Here is a 23,885-nt window from a genome sequence, read left to right as displayed (position 1 = left end):
TTGGAGTAAATAAAAAGTTATTGATAGAAATCAGAGAAGCCGCCCGTTTTGTAACCGAATGGGTGGTTTTTTATTTTTCATAGGGTTAGTCGTGAAATTAGTTACACAATTTACTAAAATCTGTGTAAATCATATTGATAATTATTCTCGTTTGCTTTATTGTTAGCGCCATAATTATTAATATGAACGGGGCTAGCAAAGTGAAATTTGTATCTCGATCTATTGCAAAGAGTATTAATATCAGCCTATTGGCAGGTTCAGCAGTCATGGCAAGCTTCGCGTCATGGGCAGAAACGGTTACTGATGTAGCTGGTCGCACTGTTGAAGTTCCTGAAAATATAAACCGTATTTTGTTGGGCGAAGGCCGTTTGTTTCATGCTGTCGCTTTACTTGAAGGGGATAAACCCTTGGCTCGTATTGCGGGTTGGCAAGGTGATTTCCGCAAATTGGATCCACAGTCCTATGCTGTCTATAAAGCTAAATTTCCTGAGATTGACAAGATCCCTTTGATTGGTAACACCAGTGCTGACAGCGTTAGCGCTGAAAAAGTGTTAACTCTCAATCCAGACATTGCTATTTTTGGCTTATCTGGTCATGGCCCTGGTAAAAACAGTGAATTAGTTACCCAGCTTGAAAAGGCCGGTGTTCCGGTTGTTTTTGTTGACTTCCGTACCGAGCCGTTAAAAAACACGCTGCCGAGCATTCGTATGCTGGGTAAAGTATTGCACCGTGAAAAACAAGCGGCAGAGTACGCTGATTTTTATGAGAAAAATGTCAAGCTGGTCACTCAAATCACCAGTAAAATTCCGGAAGAGAAAAAGCCAACCGTATTTATCGATTTGAGAGCTGGCGCGTTTGAAGACTGCTGTGGGACGGCCGGTAATGGTAATCTGGGTAACTTTATCGATCTGGCTGGTGGTAAAAATATTGCCAAAGGTGTTCTGCCAGGCGCGCTTGGCAACATGAACCTCGAAAAAGTTATTGCCGCTGATCCTTATATTTACATCGCCAGTGGTGCAAAAGCGCCAGACAGCAATGAACCGGGTGTAAAACTGGGGGCGCAATCAACAACTGAACTGGCAAAAGCCAGTCTGAAAACAATGACTGAACGCAAAGGTATCAGCTCGTTGACTGCGGTTAAAGAGGGCAGAGATTATGCTATTTGGCATAACTACTACAACTCTCCATATAACGTGATAGTTGCTCAGGTATTTGCCAAGTGGTTCTATCCTGAACAGTTTGCAGATTTAGATCCACAAAAGACACTGAATGAATTACACAGTAAATTCCTGGCGATTGAGCCATCAGGTGTTTACTGGGTCAGTGAGAAGTGATCAGTAGGATAGGTAACAGAAATAATGAGTACCACAACCGAGCTTATGCCAACGGTGAAACAACCATCAGATGACAGCGGTGTAAAAGCCCATTATCAACATATTTTACGCCGCCGTATCGTGATGATGATGTTCATCTTCCTGGTTATCGGTGCTTCCTTGGTCTTGGATTTTACTATAGGGCCTTCAGGTTTATCTTTGCAGTCTCTCTGGCAGACTTTAGTGTCGCCAGAGAGTATGGATGCGGGTACACGGGTCATTGTCTGGGATATCCGTTTACCCTACGCCTTGATGGCGGTGGTGATCGGCCTGTCTCTTGGGCTGGCTGGTGCTGAAATGCAGACGGTTCTGAATAACCCATTGGCAAGCCCCTTTACTTTAGGGGTTTCTCAGGCGGCTGCATTTGGTGCTGCGTTGGCTATCGTGTCAGGTATTGGTATTCCGGGCGTGCCTGACCAATGGTTCATCTCTGTGAATGCCTTTATTTTTGCTTTTCTGGCCGCATTGGTGTTGGATGGCATCACCCGTTGGACACGGGCTGCCACTTCTGGCGTGGTATTGTTTGGTATTGCATTGTACTTTACTTTTGACGCACTGGTTTCCATGATGCAGTTTATTGCAACTGAAGATACCCTTCAGGGGCTGGTACTCTGGACAATGGGTAGCCTTGCCAGAGCAACTTGGATAAAGCTGGGTGTTATGTTGCTGGTATTTGCAGTTATTTTTCCGATTTCAATGATGAATTCCTGGAAATTGACAGCATTACGTCTGGGGGAAGATCGAGCTATCAGTTTTGGTATTGATGTTCGTCGCCTGCGCTTGGGTACATTACTGCGTATCAGTATCCTATCCGCTTTAGCGGTTGCATTTGTCGGACCAATTGCTTTTGTCGGTTTGGTTGCGCCCCATATTGCTCGTATGATGTTTGGTGAAGATCACCGCTTCTATTTGCCTGCCAGTGCACTAATTGGTGCATTAATATTGTCTATGACGTCGATTGTCTCGAAGAACTTGATCCCAGGTGTTATTATTCCGGTTGGGATTGTTACCGCATTGGTTGGAGTTCCATTCTTCCTTAGCATAATTTTACGTAACCGGGGGAGTATATGAAGCAGGGATTAACTATCAATAACTTTTTTGCTGGTTATCCGAAACATCCGGTTATTGAAAATCTGAATGTTGCTCCGTTACCTTGTGGGAAAATTACAGTACTGTTGGGACCAAATGGCAGTGGTAAATCTACACTTCTGCGTTCGCTGGCTGGCTTAAATCGCGCCAGTGGGCAGCTTTGGCTTGATGGTCAGGATTTGATGAAAATGAATTTTGCCCAGAGGGCAGAAAATGTGGTTTATTTGCCACAAAGTTTGCCTGCTGGTGTTCATTTACATGTGCTGGAATCCATTATTGTTGCGCAGCGGGCCTCCGGTGGACGTCATTCTGAAACCAGCGAAGAAGAAGTGATGTCTTTGTTACGTCAGCTGGGGATTGAACATCTGGCGTTATGTTATTTGGATCAATTATCCGGTGGTCAAAAACAGTTAGTCGGATTGGCGCAATCGTTAATTCGTAAACCAACATTGTTATTATTAGATGAACCCTTAAGCGCACTGGATTTAAATTATCAATATCATGTCATGGATTTGGTTGCACAAGAAACATATCGTCGTAATATTATTACGGTGGTAGTGGTGCATGATATTAATATCGCTTTGCGCCATGGTAACCATGTATTAATGTTACAAAAAGGGAATTTAATTGCGGAAGGCGTTCCTGAACAAGTTATTACACCGGATAGTCTGGCACAAGTTTATGGTGTCAGAGGCCGAATTGAATACTGTTCTCAGGGTGTCCCGCAGGTATTGATTGATGGATTGGTTTCCAAGTTAGCCAGTTAGAGTCTATTGTAACTTATTGTTTTAAAATATGTTGTTGATAAAGTGTGGATATGGGCAGCGCATAGAAAACGGAACGTAATTATATAGTATATGAGGAATAAGTTATTTCGCTCATAGTATAATACATTTAAAAACCGCTATTTTTATCTGGGTAATGTTCAGGGCCACTCTTTATTTATTGCAAAGAAAGGTAAATATAAAATAATTTCATTAGAATTGATAGGGAATATTTCCTTATGTTTTATAGTAATAAAATGTAAGGAAATATAATAAAAAAACAATAAAATCACACAGAGGTGAATGTTTTTTCCTCGTTGCTTGAGTATATGTTAATTATCCATCTTATAAATTAATAAAATATAATTATATTTCTTGGAGAATCGGGAATGGGTGTTTTTAATAAAAGAAAAATCGCATTAGGGGTTATTGCTGCCATCTCATCGAGTTCTGTTTTTGCGGCCAGTAGCAGTAATGACACCATTGTTGTGACTACAGCATCAGGCTTCCAACAGAAGATTGAAGATGCGCCAGCGTCTATTTCTGTGGTGAGCCGTGAACAATTAGAAACCAAAGCTTATCGTGATGTGACTGATGCATTGAAAGATGTGCCAGGTGTTGTTGTTACGGGTGGCGGCAGTAGCAGTGATATTAGTATTCGTGGTATGGCGTCTAAATACACCATGATGCTGGTTGATGGTAAGCGTGTTGATACCCGTAATACGCGTCCAAACAGTGATGGTTCTGGTATTGAGCAGGGATGGTTGCCGCCGCTGGCTGCTATTGAACGCATTGAAGTAATACGTGGTCCTATGTCCTCTCTGTATGGTTCTGATGCGATGGGGGGCGTGATTAACGTTATTACCCGTAAGGCGCAGAAAGAGTGGAAAACCAGTCTTCGTGCTGATACCACTTTAACTGAACGTAAAAATTCGGGTAACAGCCATCAGAGTAGCATTTATGCAGCAGGCCCAATAATTGATGGACTATTGGGATTAAAAGTGCATGGACTGTATTCTCACCGCCGCGAAGATAAATTTATTGGCGGCTTTAACAAGCAGGAAATGCGCAACGGTTCAGCAACTTTTTCTCTGACACCTGATGAACAGAATACTTTTGATTTCGTAGCGGGTCGCTATGAGCAGGATCGTGATTCAACTATCGGTAAGACGCGTGAATGCACGCCAAGATCTTGTGATGATAATGTAAATCGCTATAAACGTAATAATTATTCTATCACTCATAATGGCAACTATGACTTTGGTACCATAAATACCTACATTCAGCGTGACGAGTCACGTAACCCTGGCCGTGACATGAAATATAATGAGACGGTATTTAATAATCATTCAGTCTTCATACTGGATGATCATACAGTAAGCATGGGTGGTCAGTATCGTTATGAAGATTTGCGAGATGATGGTAACCAATTGCCTTCAGCAAGCGATGTGAATAAATTAACTCGCTGGAGTTGGGCGTTGGTTGCTGAAGATGAGTGGCAAATGACTAATGATTTTGCTCTGACTGGCGGCATCCGTATGGATAAAGACGAAAACTTTGGTGCTCACTGGACGCCTCGTTTGTATGGCGTGTGGCATGTGGATGAACAATGGACGATTAAAGGTGGTGTCTCCACGGGTTATCGCTCACCAGATCTGCGTCATGTAGCTCCAAATTGGGGGCAAGCAACGGGTGGCCGTTTCTTGAAAGGCATGATTTTAGGCAATTCAGATCTTAAGCCAGAGAAAACTGTTAGTGAAGAAATTAGTGTTATCTGGAACAATCAGGATAACTTTAATATTGGTGTAACTGTTTTTAATACAGATTTTAAAGACAAGATCACTGAAATTAGAGATTGCGATAAAGGCAGCGCTAAACCATGTGCTCCAGTTAATGGAGTAACTTATGACTTTATTAGTAAACGTGAGAACGTTGATAAAGTAAATATGCATGGTGTGGAGGCGACAATGAACTGGGATATCATCGAAGACTGGTCGTTGACAGCAAACTACACTTATACTGATTCAGAGCAAAAAAGCGGGGATTTCAAAGGGAAAGCACTGAACAAAACGCCTAAACATATGGCAAATGCGACTTTGAACTGGCAGACTTTACCGGAAATGCAAACCTGGACGCGCGTTAACTTCCGCGGCAAAACTTCGGATTACTTGTCACGTACCCGTATGGACAAGGGGACTCCCTCCTATACTTTTGTAGATATTGGTGCCAGCTATAATCTGACTAAAGAGTTACGTGTGTTAGGTGGGGTATACAACGTATTTGATAAACGCGTTACGGAAGAAAATTATGGAGCACAACTGGATGGTCGTCGCTATAACATTGGCATCACCTATGACTTCTGATAAATAACTTTTATTCAATGTGTCGCTGACCCCTTGCCTGCTTTTGGCGGGGGGTTTTGTTTTTTACTTAACCCGCAAAAACTGGGTGGCAATCCATTTTGTGTTGTGCTACAACTTAGTGCATGTCAAAAGAATGTATAAGACATAGTTAAATTCCATAGCGTGACCAATTTGTGTGGTAAAAAATATGGACTTTTAGTGCGGTGACTATTGCTATTTCAAGTCTTCAAGTGCAGAATTCGCCCACTGGAAAATAACTGATGCGTTTATATGTGTCGGTTATTTTTTTTGCTTAGACTTATTTTTTACTATACTAGAGGCCGGACTCTGAGCCGGATAGATAATTGGCCCACGAGCAACCATAACAAGAATCGGTTGCCGTAATGAGGAACGCTAATATGGAGCAATTATTCTTTTTCGCACTTGTGCCAATTGGCGCAAGCTGCTGTGTTGATGACTACGGAGCGTTGAGCTCTGCGTATAATCCAGCCTCTAATTCCACTGCCTATAGGCAGAAGCGAAGTCTTCCCAGTAACTGTCGATTAAGTAGTACCGTAACACGAATCGAAGTTATGGGAGGTTTCGCTCATGTCGCATAATACTGCAATTCCAATTGGCACCAACCAAACTGGTGCGAACAATCGTGTTCAACTCAGAAAAACACTGACCTTAGTTCAGGTGGTGATGATGGGGCTTGCTTATCTGCAACCTACGACCATCTTTGATACTTTCGGGATTGTTTCTGGCTTGACTGATGGTCATGTAGCAACATCTTATGCTATTGCTTTGATCGCAATTCTCTTTACTGCCCTGAGCTACGGGAAATTGGTAAAACGTTTCCCTTCTGCTGGGTCTGCATACACTTACGCACAAAAATCCATCAGCCCTCATGTTGGCTTTATGGTGGGTTGGTCATCATTGCTGGACTATTTGTTCATGCCAATGATAAATATCTTGTTGGCGAAAATTTATCTCCAGGCCATTTTTCCCAGCGTAGATCCGTGGATCTTCGTTGTAGGTTTGACATTGCTAATGACAGTTTTTAACCTGCGTGGTATTAACGTTGTTGCTAATCTCAACACCGGTATTGTTATTGTTCAGGTTGCAGTTATGTTTGTATTCGTGGGCTTGTTGATCCACGGTGTATACAATGGAGAAGGTGTTGGAACTTTATGGAGCGCAAGACCATTTACTTCTGAAGATGCCCATCTAATCCCGATGATTACCGGGGCAACGATTTTGTGTTTTTCGTTCCTGGGATTCGATAGCATTAGCACGTTGTCCGAAGAGACGCCGAATGCAGGCAAAGTGATCCCGAAAGCGATCTTTCTGACGGCATTAATCGGCGGCATCATCTTTATTATGGTTTCTTATTTCTTACAGCTCTATTTTCCTGATATCTCTCGGTTCAAGAACCCGAATGAAGCCCAGCCAGAAATTATGCTGTATGTAGCGGGTACTTTATTTCAGTCCATCATTATGGTGTTCTCTTGTGTCACCGTTTTGGCTTCTGGTATGGCGGCTCACGCAGGTGTTTCCCGTCTGCTTTATGTTATGGGGCGTGATGGTGTGTTTCCTGAGAAAGTATTTGGCTATGTGCATCCGAAATGGCGAACTCCAGCAATCAACGTATTGCTGGTCGGTCTTGTCGCGTTGTCTGCAATGACCTTTGATTTGGTTACTGCAACGGCTCTGATTAACTTTGGTGCGCTGATAGCGTTCACCTTTGTAAACTTGTCGGTCATCTCTCAGTTCTATATTCGTGAACGTCGTCACCGTACACTGAAAGATACAATCAACTTCCTGGTATTACCGGTGATTGGGGCTTGTACTGTTGGTGTGCTGTGGATGAATCTGGAACAAAGTTCTATGGAGTTAGGGCTGACTTGGGGAGCAATTGGTTTGATTTATATGATATTCCTGACCCGCAGCTTCCGTCAGCCGATGCCTCAGTGTTCTGAAATGGTTTAGTCTCCGGTTTGAAAAAGAATAACGGCGCCGAATTTGGCGCCGTTGTTTTTTGTGTTTCCCCTTGTAGTAATAATTCATAATAAGAATCTTAGGAAAAAAAACAGGGAGGCAGTTTGCAGATAAGAAAAATTTCAACAGTAAATGGAGAAAAACAATCTATGCTCTGAGAGGCGATTAAATTATAGAGGAAGAGACCATGAATGATGCAAAGACCTCTCAAAATCAACAATTCATCACTGCCTTGACCAATATTGTCGGTAAATCTCATATCCTGACTGCTCCCCATAAAACTGAACGTTATCGTAAAGGTTTTCGCTCTGGCCAAGGTGACGCTTTAGCTGTGGTATTTCCTGGTTCGCTGGTGGAACAGTGGCGTGTGTTTAAAGCCTGCGTTGAAGCAGATAAAATCATCTTGATGCAAGCGGCCAACACGGGTTTGACCGAAGGCTCTACTCCAAATGGTAAGGATTACGATCGCGACATAGTGATCATTAGTACATTGCGCATGAATAAAATACAGATCCTGAAACAGGGTAACCAAGTAGTTGCACTGCCTGGCAGTACATTGTGGCAACTTGAACGTGCCCTGAAACCACTGGGACGCGAGCCGCATTCTATTATCGGCTCTTCCTGTATTGGTGCTTCTGTGATTGGTGGTGTTTGTAATAACTCCGGTGGCTCTCTAGTTCATCGTGGGCCAGCTTATACTGAAATGGCGTTGTACGGATGGGTTAATGAACGTGGTAAACCAGAATTGATTAATCATCTGGGTATCTATTTGGGAGAAACACCGGAAGAGATCCTCTCTTGTCTGGAAGAACAACGTTACAGTGAGCAAGATGTAGAGTATGGTCAGCGTAAAGCGTCTGATTGTGAGTATGCGCAACGAGTACGTGATATAAATGCCGATACACCATCTCGTTTTAATTCTGACGAACGCCGTCTGTTCGAAGCCTCAGGATGTGCAGGTAAATTGGCTGTGTTTGCGGTCCGGCTTGATACTTTCCCGGCAGAGCCATTGTCTCAGGTATTTTATATTGGCACTAATCAAACTGACGTATTGGCGGAATTGCGGCGTCATATATTAGCGAATTTTCGTCATTTACCGGTGGCGGGTGAATATATGCACCGGGATATTTTCGATATTGCAGAAATTTACGGTAAAGATACTTTTATTATGATTGATAAGTTTGGCACTGATAAGATGCCGGCTTATTTTACCTTGAAAGGACGAATGGACGCTATTTTCAACAAGGTCCCATTTTTACCTTCCCATTTGATAGATCGCATAATACAAGGGTTGAGTCGCTTATTTCCTCCCCACTTGCCTAAGCGTTTGAAAGAATATCGACATCGTTTTGAGCACCATTTGATATTGAAAATGTCTGGTGATGGTGTTGAGGAAGCCAAAAATTGGCTGGAAAGTTATTTCAGCCGAGCAGAGGGCGCATTCTTTGCCTGTACGCCGGAAGAAGGGGCTAAAGCGTTCCTACATCGTTTCTCCGCTGCCGGTGCGGCGATTCGTTATCATGCTATGCATAGCAATGAAGTGGAGAATATCCTTTCGCTTGATATCGCTCTGCGCCGTAATGATCGTGAATGGTTTGAACAATTACCACCGGAGTTTGATGATGTATTAGTGCACAAGCTTTATTGTGGACACTTTATGTGCCATGTGTTTCATCAGGATTACATTGTGAAGAAAGGCGTGGATGTATATGCACTGAAAGAAAGAATGATGGAACTTCTTGATCAACGAGGTGCGGAATATCCGGCAGAACATAATGTGGGACATCTGTATCAGGCTAAACCTCATCTCAAGGCTTTTTACCGGATTGCCGATCCTACTAATACGCTCAACCCAGGAATTGGAAAAACATCCAAACTGAAAAATTGGGGCGGGGGATCTTAATGTTAATATTCTCAGCATTTATAACACGATGCTGATGCTAAAAAAGTTTAAATCTGTCAGGATTGATGAAAATTATCCTGTTAGAAAGAAAGGCGAGTGTCTAGCTCGCCATTCTATGTTTGTCCACTTATTTGTTTAATTACCCAGCTAGTTCTGCTGCATATTCCATTAGTGCTTTAAGTTGGCGGCATTTTTCTTCGTTGCCTTGGTGTTCAATAAAGAGCTGTTCAATGATAAAGATATATTCACTGAGTCTGTCTTGAGTTAACACGTCTTGACGGTGACGCAACCAGCTTTGTTGTTCATCATCAGTCAGAGTCGCAGGGTAGTTTCTGGCACGGTAGCGGAATAACAGCGTTTTAATCCTTGGATCCTGAAAAGTCAGATCAAGCGCAGGCAAATTCTGAGGTAATGTTTCACGAATAATATTCATCGCTGTTTTATCTGCATCACTAAAAAAGCCATTATACAGTTGAGCGTCAACATTATCTGATTCAGGGAAAGGCTCGGCCTCAGCAAAGAGTTCGACAACTTTCTCTCTGATTTGTGGATTATTTCGTAGGATAGTTAGATTTTTTTCACAATGATCACGATCCAATTTAAGACGTTGAGCATCTTCTGTTCTCAACGTGTTATCAGGTGCGATTATCGGACACTTATTAATATGAACCAATTTGACAGGAACTGATGGCTGATTGGGCTGCAATTCATCATGGCGGGTATACAAACGTTCACGTAAAGCATCTGCATCCAGCTCCAATAATGGTGAAATATCTCTGGTCAAATCGCACATGATAACGGCATTCCGGTTTATTGGGTGCCATGCCAAAGGAGCAACCAGACTGGTATTACTACGGGCAGCGCCAAACATACCGGAAACATGAACCAATGGTTTCATTTGAGGAATATCGATGAGATTGCTGACTTTCTGTTTATTTCTTAACTGAAAGAAATAATTGAACATTTTAGGTTGAGCTTGTTTAAGCAATTTTGCCATTGCAATCGTGGCGTAAACATCGGACATTGCATCGTGAGCTTGTAGATGCTCAACATTATTTGCTTTAGTCAAATGCTCCAGTTTAAAGCTGGGCAGACCATCGTCATTCTTGGGCCAGATAATACCTTCGGGGCGCAGAGCATAACAGGTCCGTAATACATCCAGCAAATCCCAACGGGAATTCCCTTTTTGCCAGCTATAAGCGTAGGGATCATAAAAATTACGGTAAAAAATATTCCGGCTGACTTCATCATCAAACCGGATATTGTTATAACCGAGGATGCAGCTATTCGGTACACTGAATACGTTGTGAATTTGCCGGGCAAATTCCGCTTCATTAACCCCTTTTTCCCGTGCAACCTGAGGCGTAATGCCTGTGATCATGACCGCTTCCGGTTGAGGGAGATAATCATCGGCAGGTAAACAGTAAATAACTAATGGCTCTTCAATAATATTGAAATCCATATCAGTGCGGACACCGGCAAATTGAGCGGGTCTGTCCAATGCAGGATGTTTACCGAAAGTTTCGTAGTCATGAATGTAGAAAGTGGGTTGTTCGCTGCTATTTTTCATTGTTGTTCAATGTCCAATGAGGTTAATTATTTGTTTTTTCTGCTTTTTAGAGGGGAATGATATTTTGCCCAGAAATATGGGTAATTATTGCTTACTATCTTAGAGAATCCATATGATTGCAATATCATATCCATATTTTCCTACTTTCTGCGCTACGATGGGATGTCAGTTATTAACATTTTTGGGGCTTGGAATAAATTATTGTATGTTTTTAGAACATTTATCCTTGACAATATTGATCTGCCTACTGCAATATGCATTAAAGTATTGAAAGGATAAATGAGGTGAATATGTCAAATTTAATTTATTTAACGGTTAAAGGTCAAAACCAAGGGTTAATTTCTGCGGGTTGTGGCAGAAGGGACTCAATAGGTATCAAAGCGCAAAATGGGCACGAAGATCAGATCTTCGTCTATAGTCTGCAACATCTTATGACTCGCAAACAAAATGTTTCACATCATCCGGTAATTATCACTAAACCTATTGATAAAGCTTCTCCTTTATTAGCAAAAAGCTTGGATGATAACGAAAGGTTAGAGTGTTTTCTTGAATCTTACCGTACCAGCGAAAATGGTGGACTTGAGCTTTACTATACAATTCGCCTTGGGCAAGCGTATATTGTTAGTTTAAAATCAGACCACCCGCATTCATTAACCAGTAATCATATGATGCCACAGGAAATTCTTTCAATGGTATATACTAATATTACTTGGAATAACGTGGCATGTTCAACGGGTGCGTATAGCATTTGGGATGAAAGGGTTTTTTAATGGACGGAGCTAAAGAAATTGCTGAAAAAATGGTTTCGACTATTAACGATGACAGTAGCTGGTTTACAGGATTTACTGAGGGAGTATTAGATATTCCGGTGGATTTTTATTATCTCGGTTATGATTATCTTGATACTGACCATCGATGGGATAATGAAAATGACAAATATCGTTTTGTTGGATTGATAAAATCAAAAGCAATTACGTTTAATAATCTTGAAAGGGTGATTCAGATTATTTTTGAGGATTATTTAGGTAAGCTGAGTGAAGAGCAAAAGCAACGATTAATCGAAACGAAAGTTGGGAAAGTATTTGGAGGTATGATTTCGAAGTATGCCATATTCAGAGGGAGCCTTGGTGCTTTTTTTGGTGCAAGATGGTTCACAAAATTTGGAGGATCAATGACGTTTGTTGGGACGTTGGGGATTGGTGCTTCAGTATCCAGGGCGATCTATACTTCTAGGGAATTAGCTCAAACAAACCCGAACTTATATATGTTATTAAGGAGAGAGGGTAACTTGGATTTACTCTATTTCTTGGTTGAGAGTAAAATGGAGTCATATGTCAGAGCCTTAGAGGCGTATGAAGAAGATCGTAGTTTATTTAATGAGATATTTAATGAATTCTCCGCAGGACTGGATAAATGATAATGACGATAATAAGTATATTGATGAAAATCGTGATGCATCTAATACAAGGGTTAGCTGTTAGTGTTGGCACAATTTCAATTGGTGGATTAATCTATTTTACACTAATGTCAACATTAGAAAATCGATATCAGTATGCGATAGTTGCAGGTACATGCTTGGCGTTTTCTGCTTTTATTTTCTACATCACAGAAAAAATAAAAGAAAAATGTGGGTTATTCCATTAGATTATGAAAAATGGTTCACTAAGCTTGGCGGATCTGTAACATTTACTGCGACCTTGTGGAGTGTCAGTATCCAGGGCGATCTATACTTTCTGAGAATTAATTCAAACAAATCCAATCTTATATTATGTAATTAATGCGAGAAGGTAACTTGGATTTACTCTATTTTTTGGTTGAGAGTAAAATGGAGTCATATGTCAGAGCCTTAGAGGCGTATGAAGAAGATCGTAGTTTATTTAATGAGATATTTAATGAATTCTCCGCAGGGCTGGATAAATGATGATGACAATAATAAGTATGTTGATGAGAATAGTGATGCATATGATTCAAGGGGTAATTGGTGCCGTGTGTGTATTTTCAGTCATGGGCTTAGTTTATTTTACCTTGATGTCAACATTAGAAAATCGATATCAATATGCGATAGTTGCAGGTACATGCTTGGCATTTTCTGTTTTTTTTTACTATATAACAGAAAAAATAAAAGAAAAATGTAGATTGTTTCATTAAGTTTATAATTAACAGGTAGATTCACATATTAAGGGTTATTCTTTGCCAGAATATAAATTTTTCCTTCTAATGACGCAATAATTCTTGTTTGATAATTACTGCCATTATAGTGCCAAATGGAATAATTTCATTTTATATATTGAAGTAGGTAGTGATTTATTGTCATTACTTTTCTAAATTTCCTGCAAAATCTTTTAAGGATTTCCCTATTATTGAGATACTATCACGGTAACCTATAAATACCGTCTATCTTTTATCAGATTAGTCGCCTTAAGCTCTATTGTTAAGAATAATAGAATCAGTGCTTTCTACTCGTTATTTGCTGATGGATTAGGTCGTTAATCTCACCAGCAAACGCAATGTGAAAAAATGGCAGGAGATAGGATCCTGTTATGTTTGGTTTTTTTAAGGATAATTTAGCCCTTGAAGATGTTCATTCATTAACTCAATATATTTATCGTTTAAGCCTGTTTCATATTGAATTCTTTCAAGTAAATTCTCTCTATTGACACTATAAAATGGTCTAATAGAAAGGCCATTTTGGGGATGGATTATTTTTATAATCGGAATCTTGGTTTTACGTGTGTAACCAAAGGAAATTTCATATCCATCTAAATCAAAAGGAATTTTTTTCATCACTTAACCTAATTGCCTTCACATTTTTCATCAATTTAAATAATGTTTCGTTAATAAGGAATCTTTTATTTTATTATTAAGATGAATGTCACAAATATAGTGTATTTTTCAATGCATTTGAATAATAAACTAATAAACTAATAAACTAATAAACTAATAAACTAATAAACTAATAAACTAATAAACTAATAAACTAATAAACTAATAAACTAATAAACTAATAAACTAATAAACTAATAAACTAATAAACTAATAAACTAATGGTTGGTTATGTGATTGGTGTATGTTTTTATTAAAACGTATTTTCTGAAAGCGCTGTCTATTATGCTGTTAAAACCATTATAAAATATTTATTATTTAAATGTTTAATAGTGTCACGCGGAATTAATAGTCTTTATTTGATTGTTTTCTTGATAATTGGCTCAGTAATTCTATTTACAAATAGAATGAGATTAATTTTATAATTTTTCATCTAACTTCTATGAAATAGGGTCAGAATGATTATCACATATAAGTCTTTTCTCTGATAAATATATAACTCCGTTTTCAGGTCATTGTGGCGAGAATAGTGCTTAATGAACATAATGCTTTTGCGCTAACTGTGGTAAGAAATGGAGAGGGAAGGAGAGAAAAAACGTCTATTTTCTACCTGAGAAGAATTGACTGTTTATTATTCATCTACATTGGTCAGTTGTTTTCGATTGGACAATGTGCTGAAATTTTCAGCAAGAGACGGGAAGTGAGCAGTTTCTGTAATCAATTAAAATCAATAAAGAACGGAAACTAACTTGTCTATTAATGGCTTTAACCTGTATTGTGTAATCAGATTGGATAATTTGTATGTTTGGGTTGAATAAAGGTAGGAAAATGGACAACATAAATAAGCCGTCATTCCACAATGTGTTGGAGTTTGTGCGTATGTTTCGTCGTAAGAATAAGTTACAGCGCGAAATTGTAGACAACGAAAAGAAGATACGTGACAACCAGAAACGTGTTTTATTGCTTGATAATTTGAGCGAATACATCAAGCCGGGTATGTCAATTGAGGATATTCAAAGCATCATTATGAATATGCGTAGTGATTATGAAGACCGTATAGATGACCACATCATCAAAAATGCGGATCTTTCTAAAGAGCGCCGTGAGTTGTCTAAGAAATTAAAAACAATGGGTGAACCCAAGTAATATCATCAGATAACCACGCATGAATGCGTGGTTATTCTTAGCGATTATGCAACAGCCCAATCAGGTTTAAGCTCTGGATCAACCAAGGCATAGATCTGCTGATATGAAGATTCCTCTTCTGCCATTATTGCCAGTTGATGCGCAACATCTTTGCGGCTGACGACACCATGAATATCATTCTGATATCGTTGGCAATGGCCTGTTCCTGGTTTGTCTGTTAATCCGCCTGGGCGAATAATTGTGTAATTCAGAGAGCTGGTTTGAAGGTAGCTTTCTGCCATTGATTTACGTCGGACAGATTGACCAAATAGTGATTTAGCTCTGGGGGACAGGGTTTTCCAACTTTCGCCACAACCTATTGATGTAACCAGTAACATACGCGTTGTTCCGGTTTTCTCAAGGGCATCAATGATTGCCATATTACCGAAGAGATCTGAATCAATTCCACCAATAGTAGAAAACACAATGGCTTCTGAACCTGCATCCTGTACGGCCTTTTCTACATTGATAGCATCACAGGCATCACCTTGTATCACGTTGATGCCCAAGGCCTTGAGCTCAAAAGCTTGCTGAGAATTGCGGATCAATGCAGTTATGGGGTGTTTTTGTTGTAATGCGATAGTGACTAAGTGGCGTCCAATCCCACTACCTGCACCAAAAATAAGCCACGGTTTCATAGGGCTGTTCTCCAGATCAAATAATAATGAATCAGTAGAGTGATAGTTACTCAATTTTAAACTTCATTCAGATGGAATGGAACTAACGATAAGTATTTTTGTGGGAGTGGTGGCAAAAAAATGGCTCCCAAAAAAGAGCCATTTTGCTAATATTAAATGATGTTGCTATTCAAAAGATCGCGGTTTAGCCATTGGGGAAGTGGCTGCGTTAGTAGCTGAATGGCCTCCAGCGCCTCCTTTCCCTCCGAAATGAGAAATAGAGCGTTGCCATTCGTTGATAATAATAGATTGTTCGATCATCTCTGGAGCGGATGCTTTGGTCATCGGCGCGTAGGCATGATGAACTTTGGCTATTATAGCAACAGGTTGTTTAGCTGTTTCATCTTTACTCTCTTCAATAGTAACCACTTCTGCAATTGCTTCTGTTGCTGGCTGCTGTTCAAATTCAAACGTAACCGGTGTTATTGTCGCAGGTTCAATAATTAACGGCTCTTGCTGTACTGATTCAGTTTGTTGTAGAACAACATCATTTTCTTTTGCAAGGGTAGATTCAGGTTTTATTTCATCCTGATAAGCTTCCGCCACCTCTGCTACCTTAGGCGATTCAGTGATGGTGGTTGGTTCGGATTCAGTCACAACTATTGCAGGTGCTGTTTCTGTCGCTATTGTCGGTAGTATCTCATTTTGTTGTTCGACAACAGATAGTTCCTCAGGCATGTCTGTGGAAACTGGAGTGACTGGATAGCGGACCCAAACTTTGCCGGAAGCCATTTCTGGTGATGCAACCGCCAGAGATAGTGGTACCGGTGATTGAGGCAGATTTCTCTCATCGCGGTAACGGCGGCGGCGTTGACCACTGACACGCAGATGGCGAGGTGAACGACGAGAGCGGCGTGGCATCACATTGTCTTGCTGCTCTTTACTTTCAGCCTGTTGTGATGGTTGAACTGTTTCTACTTGTATCTCAACGGGTGCGGGTAGTTGTTCTTCCGTGACAATAGGTACGGGCAGTGAAGTGATCGTTGTCGTTTCTTTCACTTCATCTGTGATACGAATTTTTTGCTCAAGCTGACGACGTTGGCGGCGTAGTATAACCGGCAGACGTTCTTCAACCTCACTTTCAACAACTTCTGGTTTCTGGGTTTCAAGTTGCTGCTGACGCTTTTCTTCCTGACGACGGCGTTGACGTTCTGCACGTTGCTCACGACGTTGCTGCTGCTGAGTTTCGCGAGCAGCGATCTCTACGGTTGCGTCGTTATCTTGAACACCATTTTTCTGCTGAGTATGACGATTTTTCCGTTGTTCGTCACGGTCGCGGTTATTACGCTGCTCATCACGCGGCGGATGATTATCATCACGATCTTTGCGTGAATTCTGACGGCGGTGATTGCGTCGCTCAGAAGGGCGACGGTTATCATGACCAAATGGTTTATTGTCTTTTTGCTGTACTGGCTTCTCTTCTTCTGCGCTGAACATTTTTTTCAAAGCAGTCAAGAGGCGGTTTAAGAGGCCTGGTTGTTCTGTTTTAACCTGAACTGGGTGGTTAGGTTTTTGCTCTTTTACTTTATGCGATGGCTGCTGTGTTGGCGCATCGGTTGGTAAGGCAAAAGCAGAAATAGCAGGCTGCTCAGGTCGTTTACGCTCAGGTTGGACATCTTCTTGAGGATTTGCCATTCCAGTTTCATGAAACTGAGGAAGCAGGTAACTCAGTGTAGAAACCTCTTCACCCTTACGCATGCGCAGAACAGAGAAGTGCGGTGTCTGCATCTGATCGTTAGGAACGATCACCACACCAACATCCCCTTGACGGCGTTCAATTGCACTGACTGCCTGGCGTTTTTCGTTTAACAAATATGAAGCGATTTGTACCGGAACAATGGCATGTACTTGATGCGTGTTCTCTTTCAGCGCTTCTTCTTCAATCAGACGTAAGATGGACAATGATAGGGATTCGTTATCACGGATAGTACCTGTGCCACTACAACGCGGACAAACATGATGGCTGGATTCACCCAGTGATGGGCTCAGACGCTGACGGGACATTTCCAGCAAGCCAAAGCGGGAGATACGACCAATCTGAATACGGGCGCGATCCTGACGGACAGCATCACGTAAACGGTTTTCTACTTCACGTTGATGGCGTACGGGCGTCATATCGATAAAATCGATAACAATCAAACCACCCAGATCACGCAGGCGTAACTGACGAGCAATTTCATCTGCTGCTTCAAGGTTGGTATTAAACGCTGTCTCTTCAATATCACCCCCGCGTGTTGCACGGGAAGAGTTGATATCAATCGCGGTTAATGCTTCTGTGGTATCAATAACGACAGCTCCACCTGATGGCAGGCGAACTTCACGCTGAAACGCAGATTCAATCTGGGATTCAATCTGATAATGGCTAAACAGGGGAACTTCACCACTATACAGTTTAATTTTGCTGGTGAAATCCGGGCGACCAAGTGCAGTGATATGTTGCCGTGCCAGATCGAGGATCTTGGGATTGTCGATTAAGATTTCACCAATGTCTGGGCGCAGATAATCACGGAAAGCGCGGACGATGACATTGCTTTCTTGGTGGATTAAAAATGGAGCGGAACGGTTTTCAGCGGCCTTTTTGATCGCTTCCCAATGTTTGAGGCGGAACGATAAATCCCACTGTAGCGCTTCGGCGGATTTACCGACGCCGGCAGTGCGAACAATTAGTCCCATGCCTTCCGGTACTTCTAAAGAGGCTAGGGCTTCTTTCAGTTCTGTGCGGTCATCTCCTTCGATACGGCGGGAAATACCACCGGCACGGGGATTATTAGGCATCAATACCAGATAGCTGCCCGCCAGGCTGATAAAAGTGGTTAATGCAGCCCCTTTATTGCCACGCTCTTCTTTATCGACTTGAACGATAACTTCCTGGCCTTCCCTGAGAACATCTTTGATATTAGGGCGACCATGAGGGTGATAGTTACTAGGGAAGTATTCGCGGGCTATTTCTTTAATAGGAAGGAAACCATGCCGTTCAGCACCATAGTCAACAAAAGCGGCTTCCAGACTAGGTTCAATTCGGGTGATTTTACCTTTGTAGATATTTGCTTTTTTTTGCTCGTGTCCTGGACTTTCGATATCCAAATCATAAAGGCGTTGCCCGTCAACCAGAGCAACACGCAACTCTTCTTGCTGAGTTGCGTTGATTAGCATTCTTTTCATTGTAACTTACTCATTATTTTTTCATTAGTTATAGAGCCACGGGCAAATATAGATGAGCTACTGGTAACCGATGGTCTCGTGTCTTTTACAAATCCGCCAACCTCCCGGCTGTCGTTTGTATAGAGACGCATATTTTCGGCGAGCCTGAATTTTCACTTAAAAAACAGCACTCTTTTCTAGGAGTAATCTGCAAATATGAATGACGCGGATTTGATCCAATACCAGTAAACTGCTACCCGTAGCCCGCTAATTATTTGATTCCCCAGTACGTCTTACGCCATTGCTGCGTTTTTGTGCAATCAAACAAAGAACAAACGTTTAACTTCGCCATTCAGAATTAAAAAACTGATGGTGGCTACGCATTATTCCATTGCTGTTGGGGTGATAGCAAGGTGACTTTATGCCTTTAAGTGGTTTTTCTGATGAAATATGAAGAAATAGTTAATATTTAGTCTTTATCTTAAAGTAGGAAAGGCGACAGGCAGAAAGTATGCATGATTTTTACTCATATTTAAAAATGAGTGGCGCTCTGCTTGAGTGGTAATTAAAATCACTGCCATGAAAACGAATAATCAAATTGTACAATTTGTCACTATTGATGACGATGAGGCTGGACAGCGTGTTGATAATTTTTTATTAGCGCGTTTGAAAGGCGTTCCTAAAAGCATGATTTACCGGATTGTACGTAAGGGTGAAGTCCGGATAAACAAAGGCAGGATAAAACCTGAGTATAAATTGTCTGCGGGAGATATCGTCAGGATCCCGCCTGTCCGGGTTGCAGAACGGCAGGTGGTGCCGGTTTCAGCCAAACTGGAGAAAGTGGCTGCATTGGGTGAGTGTGTCTTATATGAAGATGACCATATTCTGGTGATCAATAAACCTGCCGGTACCGCCGTGCATGGCGGCAGTGGCTTAAGTTTTGGGGTTATTGAAGGGTTACGGGTTTTGCGCCCGGAGGCAAAATTCCTTGAATTGGTGCATCGTCTGGATCGTGATACCTCTGGAATTTTGTTAATTGCGAAAAAACGTTCAGCTTTACGGGCCTTGCACGAGCAATTACGACTTAAACAGATGCAGAAAGATTATCTGGCTTTAGTCCGGGGACAATGGCAATCACATTGCAAGGTTGTTCAGGCGTCACTGCTGAAAAATATCTTACAAAGCGGTGAACGAATTGTGAAAGTGAGCGGCGAAGGTAAACCTTCTGAAACACGTTTTAAAGTAGAAGAGCGTTTTGCCAATGCAACGCTGGTGAAAGCCAGCCCAGTGACAGGCCGAACTCATCAAATCCGCGTACATGCTCAATACGCCGGGCATCCGATCGCTTTTGATGATCGTTATGGCGATAAGGCTTTTGATTCTCAACTATCAGATACCCGCCTTAATCGCCTGTTTTTGCATGCCAGTGCGTTGAAATTCACCCATCCTTCGACGGGGGAGACATTACGCCTTGAAGCGCCGATGGATGAACAATTGCGCTGCTGTATAAAAGTGCTGCGTAAAAGTAATTGTAATTAATATATTGCCGTCAGTGGGTTTACCCCCTGGCGGATTAATAATTCAGTCAGTGTAATTAAGGGTAAGCCAACCAGCGTATTCGGATCTTTTCCTTTAAGCCGTTCAAATAAAGTAATCCCTAATCCTTCGCTTTTAAAGCTTCCTGCACAATTAAGCGGTTCTTCCGCTGTTAAATAAGCCCGGATTTCATCATCAGTCAGATCCCTGAAATAAACATTGAATAATTCACAACGGGTATCAATTACCCCTGTTTTACTGTTGAAAAGAGAAATGCCGGTATAAAAGGTGACGCAATGACCACTGGCTTGCCGTAATTGTTTAAATGCATTTTCAAAACTGTGTGGTTTGCCGGTTATTTCACCATTAATAACACAAACTTGATCAGAACCAATAATCAAGTGCTGAGAATATTTTGTTTGTAATGCCTGTGCTTTGGCCTGTGCCAGGCGCATAACGAGCTGTTCTGCGTTTTCATTAATCTGAGGTGTTTCATCAACATCGGGAGCCGCACATATAAAGGGCAAACGGAGTTTCTCCAGTAGCGCACGGCGGTAAGCTGATGTAGAAGCTAAAACGATTTGTGTCATAATTTTTCTAAAATATATGGCGAAATAATTGCAGGCATTTTAAACTAAGCACGGCTTAATAAGCGAATATTTGGCGGAAAGGTGAAGATGTATGGCCTTTTTCTTTGACTATATCGCATTACAAAGATAATATGCGCGCCTTATGCAAAAGCTAAAATTACCCCTGACCATTGATGCGCTTCGCACAGCTCAGAAACGATTAGACTACATAGGTAGTTATTCTCCTGAGCAAGTTTTGCGTATCGCGGAATCTGTGGTTAGCGTGGACAATGATGTAGACAGCGTTTTATCGTTTCAGATAGATAATCAACGTCTGGCAGTTGTGCGGGGGCATTCCGATGTGGATGTTACGCTTGAGTGCCAGCGTTGTGGCGGTAATTTCAGCCATCACGTTCACATAACATATTGTTTTAGCCCGGTCATCAATGATGAGCAGGCTGAAGCATTACCGGAAGAGTATGAGCCAATTGACGTTGACGAATTTGGCGAAATAGATTTGCTGGCGATGATTGAAGATGAAATAATTCTTTCTCTGCCGGTGGTTCCGGTACATGATTCTGAACACTGTGAAGTGTCCGACGCGGATATGGTGTTTGGTGAATTACCTCCAGAGGCTGAAAAACCAAACCCATTTGCCGTATTAGCCAGTTTAAAGAAAAGTACTTAAGGAGTAAGGTCAATGGCCGTACAACAGAATAAACCAACTCGTTCTAAACGTGGTATGCGTCGTTCCCATGATGCACTGACCGCACCATTATTATCTGTAGATAAAACCTCTGGTGAAACTCACCTGCGTCACCATGTGACTGCCGATGGCTACTACCGTGGCCGCAAGGTCATCAACAAATAATCTCCGCCAGTCATTAGCAAGTTGATACCTTGACTAATCTGACTTTAGCGTTAGACGCCATGAGCGGGGACTTTGGTCCTCGCGTTACGGTGCCTGCTGCGTTGCAGGCACTGGCGTCTAATCCTAAACTTAAATTATTGTTGGTCGGGATCCCCGATACCATCTCTCCTTTGCTTGTAAATACTGATGCTAAGTTGCTCAGTCGTTTGCAGGTGGTTCCTGCCGAACAGGTTGTGGCTAACGGTGCAAAACCATCGCAGGCAATTCGTGCCAGCCGTGGTACATCAATGCGTGTTGCATTAGATTTAGTGAAATCCGGTGTGGCACAAGCCTGTGTTAGTGCGGGGAATACCGGGGTATTGATGGGGCTATCCAAATTGATACTAAGATCTATTGATGGTATTGACAGACCCGCTTTAATGCAAGTATTGCCCAATCTGAAGCAACAGAAAACGGTGGTACTGGATTTGGGTGCTAATGTTAATTGCGATAGTCGTATGCTGGTGCAATTCGCCATTATGGGTTCAGTAATGGCAGAGGAAGTGGTCGGTATAGCGAATCCTGCGGTAGCACTGCTTAACATTGGTACAGAAGAGAGTAAAGGGCTGGATAATATCCGCGAAGCCGCCACTATTTTAAAGAATATTCCGGCAATAAACTACATTGGTTATCTGGAAGGCGATGAGTTGCTGACAGGCAAGAGTGATGTATTGGTGTGTGACGGCTTCGCAGGTAACGTGACGTTAAAAACGATGGAAGGAGCAATCAGGATTATCTTATCCTTGCTTAAATCATCGGATGGACAAAAGAGACAATTATCCTGGTTGTTGAAAATAGTCAAGAAGTGGTTGCAAAAACGGATGACAAAACGCTTCGGTCACCTGAACCCTGACCAGTATAATGGCGCATGTCTGTTAGGATTACATGGAATTGTAATCAAAAGCCATGGGGCGGCTAATGAGCATGCGTTTAAAGCCGCAATCGAACAGGCTGTTCAGGCCGTTGAAAGGCAGGTTCCTGACAGAATTGCTGCCCGCCTGGCAACAGCATTACCCAAGAGTGACTGAACATACATGTATACAAAAATTTTAGGTACAGGCAGTTATCTGCCTGCGCAAGTGCGCACTAACGCTGATTTAGAAAAAATGGTGGATACCTCTGACGAGTGGATTGTTACCCGCACAGGCGTTCGTGAACGCCGTATTGCTACTGATGATGAAACCGTTGCGATGATGGGTCTTTGGGCTGCGGAAAAAGCAATTGAAATGTCTGGCATTGATAAAGATCAGATTGGTTTAATCATTGTGGCAACCGCTTCATCCAGTCATGCTTTCCCAAGTTCTGCGTGTCAAATTCAGCACATGTTGGGTACCAAGAATTCAGCTGCTTTTGATATTTCTGCTGCTTGCTCTGGTTTTGCTTATGCATTGAGTATTGCTGACAAGTTTATTAAAACAGGTGCGGCAAAACATGCGCTGGTCATTGGTTCTGATTCTATTACCAGAACGCTTAATCCAGAAGATCGCGGAACACTTATTTTGTTTGGTGATGGTGCGGGTGCGATGGTGGTAGGGGCTTCTGATGAGCCAGGAATTCTTTCAACTCACCTTCATGCAAATGGTAGCTATGGTGAATTGCTGGTGTTGCCTTATCAGGATCGCCAAAATCGAAAAGAACCTGCGTATGCCAGTATGATCGGTAATGAAGTCTTTAAAATTGCAGTCCGTGAATTGGCTAATCTGGTTGATGAAACATTAGACGCTAACAATCTATCGCATAGTGAGCTGGATTGGTTGGTACCTCATCAGGCCAATTTGCGTATTATCGCAGCGACAGCTAAGAAGTTGCACATGACTATGGATAAAGTGGTGGTAACGCTGGATCGTCACGGTAACACTTCTGCGGCATCGGTACCCACTGCATTTGATGAGGCCGTGCGTGATGGTCGGATTAAACGTGGTCAGCTAATCTTAATTGAGGCTTTTGGTGGTGGGCTGACTTGGGGTTCAGCACTGATACGTTTTTAATTTGACAGGAAAAT

At 41.9% G+C, this 23,885-nt stretch carries 19 protein-coding genes; 14 read left to right on the top strand and 5 right to left on the bottom strand.

Annotation, left to right across the window (positions count from 1 at the left end):
- Positions 1-182 precede the first annotated feature (182 nt).
- From C5471_RS11400 to dld, 6 genes are all read left to right on the top strand, one after another.
- Positions 183-1,334, top strand: coding sequence for an ABC transporter substrate-binding protein (locus C5471_RS11400; protein ID WP_207627300.1), 1,152 nt, complete (start codon positions 183-185; stop codon positions 1,332-1,334).
- Positions 1,335-1,358: 24 nt separating this feature from the next.
- On the top strand, positions 1,359-2,444 hold the full coding sequence (locus tag C5471_RS11395; RefSeq protein WP_133812631.1) for a FecCD family ABC transporter permease: 1,086 nt from the start codon (positions 1,359-1,361) through the stop codon (positions 2,442-2,444).
- Positions 2,441-3,229 carry an ABC transporter ATP-binding protein gene (locus tag C5471_RS11390; RefSeq protein WP_133812632.1) on the top strand — a complete coding sequence of 263 codons (789 nt, stop codon included), beginning with the start codon at positions 2,441-2,443 and terminating at the stop codon, positions 3,227-3,229. The genes C5471_RS11395 and C5471_RS11390 overlap by 4 nt, the downstream gene beginning before the upstream one ends.
- Positions 3,230-3,615: 386 nt before the next feature.
- Positions 3,616-5,589: a ligand-gated channel protein gene (locus tag C5471_RS11385; RefSeq protein WP_133812633.1), complete on the top strand. Its 1,974-nt coding sequence runs from the start codon at positions 3,616-3,618 to the stop codon at positions 5,587-5,589.
- Positions 5,590-6,177: 588 nt separating this feature from the next.
- A complete protein-coding gene (locus C5471_RS11375; RefSeq protein ID WP_133812635.1) occupies positions 6,178-7,560 on the top strand; it encodes an APC family permease in 1,383 nt (460 codons plus the stop codon).
- 196 nt (positions 7,561-7,756) lie between these two features.
- The gene (gene dld / locus C5471_RS11370) at positions 7,757-9,472 is read left to right on the top strand and encodes a D-lactate dehydrogenase (RefSeq protein WP_133812636.1); all 1,716 of its coding nucleotides are present in this window, start codon (positions 7,757-7,759) and stop codon (positions 9,470-9,472) included.
- Positions 9,473-9,611: 139 nt separating this feature from the next.
- Here dld and sbcB read toward each other — a convergent pair whose 3' ends face one another.
- On the bottom strand, positions 9,612-11,042 hold the full coding sequence (gene sbcB, locus C5471_RS11365) for an exodeoxyribonuclease I (RefSeq protein WP_166295873.1): 1,431 nt from the start codon (positions 11,040-11,042) through the stop codon (positions 9,612-9,614).
- 290 nt (positions 11,043-11,332) lie between these two features.
- On the opposite strand from sbcB, the gene C5471_RS11360 reads away from it, so the two are divergent.
- On the top strand, positions 11,333-11,812 hold the full coding sequence (locus tag C5471_RS11360; RefSeq protein ID WP_133812637.1) for an Hcp family type VI secretion system effector: 480 nt from the start codon (positions 11,333-11,335) through the stop codon (positions 11,810-11,812).
- Complete coding sequence (locus C5471_RS11355; RefSeq protein ID WP_133812638.1) at positions 11,812-12,459, top strand: hypothetical protein; 648 nt, start codon at positions 11,812-11,814, stop codon at positions 12,457-12,459. Before C5471_RS11360 ends, C5471_RS11355 begins: the two co-directional genes overlap by 1 nt.
- Positions 12,460-13,595: 1,136 nt before the next feature.
- Here the strand turns inward: C5471_RS11355 and C5471_RS11350 are convergent.
- On the bottom strand, positions 13,596-13,826 hold the full coding sequence (locus tag C5471_RS11350; protein ID WP_133812639.1) for a hypothetical protein: 231 nt from the start codon (positions 13,824-13,826) through the stop codon (positions 13,596-13,598).
- 867 nt (positions 13,827-14,693) lie between these two features.
- Between C5471_RS11350 and tmaR the strand changes: the two genes are divergently transcribed.
- Complete coding sequence (gene tmaR, locus C5471_RS11345; RefSeq protein ID WP_133812640.1) at positions 14,694-15,011, top strand: PTS system regulator TmaR; 318 nt, start codon at positions 14,694-14,696, stop codon at positions 15,009-15,011.
- A 44-nt stretch (positions 15,012-15,055) separates the two neighbouring features.
- Here the strand turns inward: tmaR and C5471_RS11340 are convergent, their stop codons facing one another.
- Positions 15,056-15,688, bottom strand: a complete 633-nt coding sequence (locus C5471_RS11340) for an SDR family oxidoreductase (protein WP_133812641.1) — start codon at positions 15,686-15,688, stop codon at positions 15,056-15,058.
- 165 nt (positions 15,689-15,853) lie between these two features.
- Positions 15,854-18,889, bottom strand: coding sequence for a ribonuclease E (gene rne / locus C5471_RS11335; protein WP_133812642.1), 3,036 nt, complete (start codon positions 18,887-18,889; stop codon positions 15,854-15,856).
- A gap of 558 nt (positions 18,890-19,447) precedes the next feature.
- Between rne and rluC the strand changes: the two genes are divergently transcribed.
- Complete coding sequence (gene rluC, locus C5471_RS11330) at positions 19,448-20,407, top strand: 23S rRNA pseudouridine(955/2504/2580) synthase RluC (RefSeq protein WP_133812643.1); 960 nt, start codon at positions 19,448-19,450, stop codon at positions 20,405-20,407.
- Here rluC and C5471_RS11325 read toward each other — a convergent pair.
- Positions 20,404-20,994, bottom strand: a complete 591-nt coding sequence (locus tag C5471_RS11325; protein ID WP_133812644.1) for a Maf family protein — start codon at positions 20,992-20,994, stop codon at positions 20,404-20,406. The two genes, rluC and C5471_RS11325, sit on opposite strands and share 4 nt — an antisense overlap.
- A 142-nt stretch (positions 20,995-21,136) precedes the next feature.
- On the opposite strand from C5471_RS11325, the gene yceD reads away from it, so the two are divergent.
- The 4 genes from yceD to C5471_RS11305 are packed head-to-tail and all read left to right on the top strand — an operon-like array spanning position 21,137 to position 23,871.
- Positions 21,137-21,661: a 23S rRNA accumulation protein YceD gene (yceD, locus tag C5471_RS11320; protein WP_133812645.1), complete on the top strand. Its 525-nt coding sequence runs from the start codon at positions 21,137-21,139 to the stop codon at positions 21,659-21,661.
- 12 nt (positions 21,662-21,673) lie between these two features.
- The gene (rpmF, locus tag C5471_RS11315; protein WP_011147057.1) at positions 21,674-21,844 is read left to right on the top strand and encodes a 50S ribosomal protein L32; all 171 of its coding nucleotides are present in this window, start codon (positions 21,674-21,676) and stop codon (positions 21,842-21,844) included.
- A 29-nt stretch (positions 21,845-21,873) separates the two neighbouring features.
- Complete coding sequence (plsX, locus tag C5471_RS11310) at positions 21,874-22,911, top strand: phosphate acyltransferase PlsX (protein ID WP_133812646.1); 1,038 nt, start codon at positions 21,874-21,876, stop codon at positions 22,909-22,911.
- A gap of 6 nt (positions 22,912-22,917) precedes the next feature.
- Positions 22,918-23,871, top strand: coding sequence for a beta-ketoacyl-ACP synthase III (locus C5471_RS11305; RefSeq protein ID WP_133812647.1), 954 nt, complete (start codon positions 22,918-22,920; stop codon positions 23,869-23,871).
- Positions 23,872-23,885: the final 14 nt, after the last annotated feature.

Source organism: Photorhabdus tasmaniensis, assembly GCF_011189505.1.
GTDB classification, from domain to species: Bacteria; Pseudomonadota; Gammaproteobacteria; order Enterobacterales; family Enterobacteriaceae; genus Photorhabdus; species Photorhabdus tasmaniensis.
Note: the sequence above shows the minus strand (reverse complement) of the source record. Positions and strands in the feature narration are given on the sequence as shown.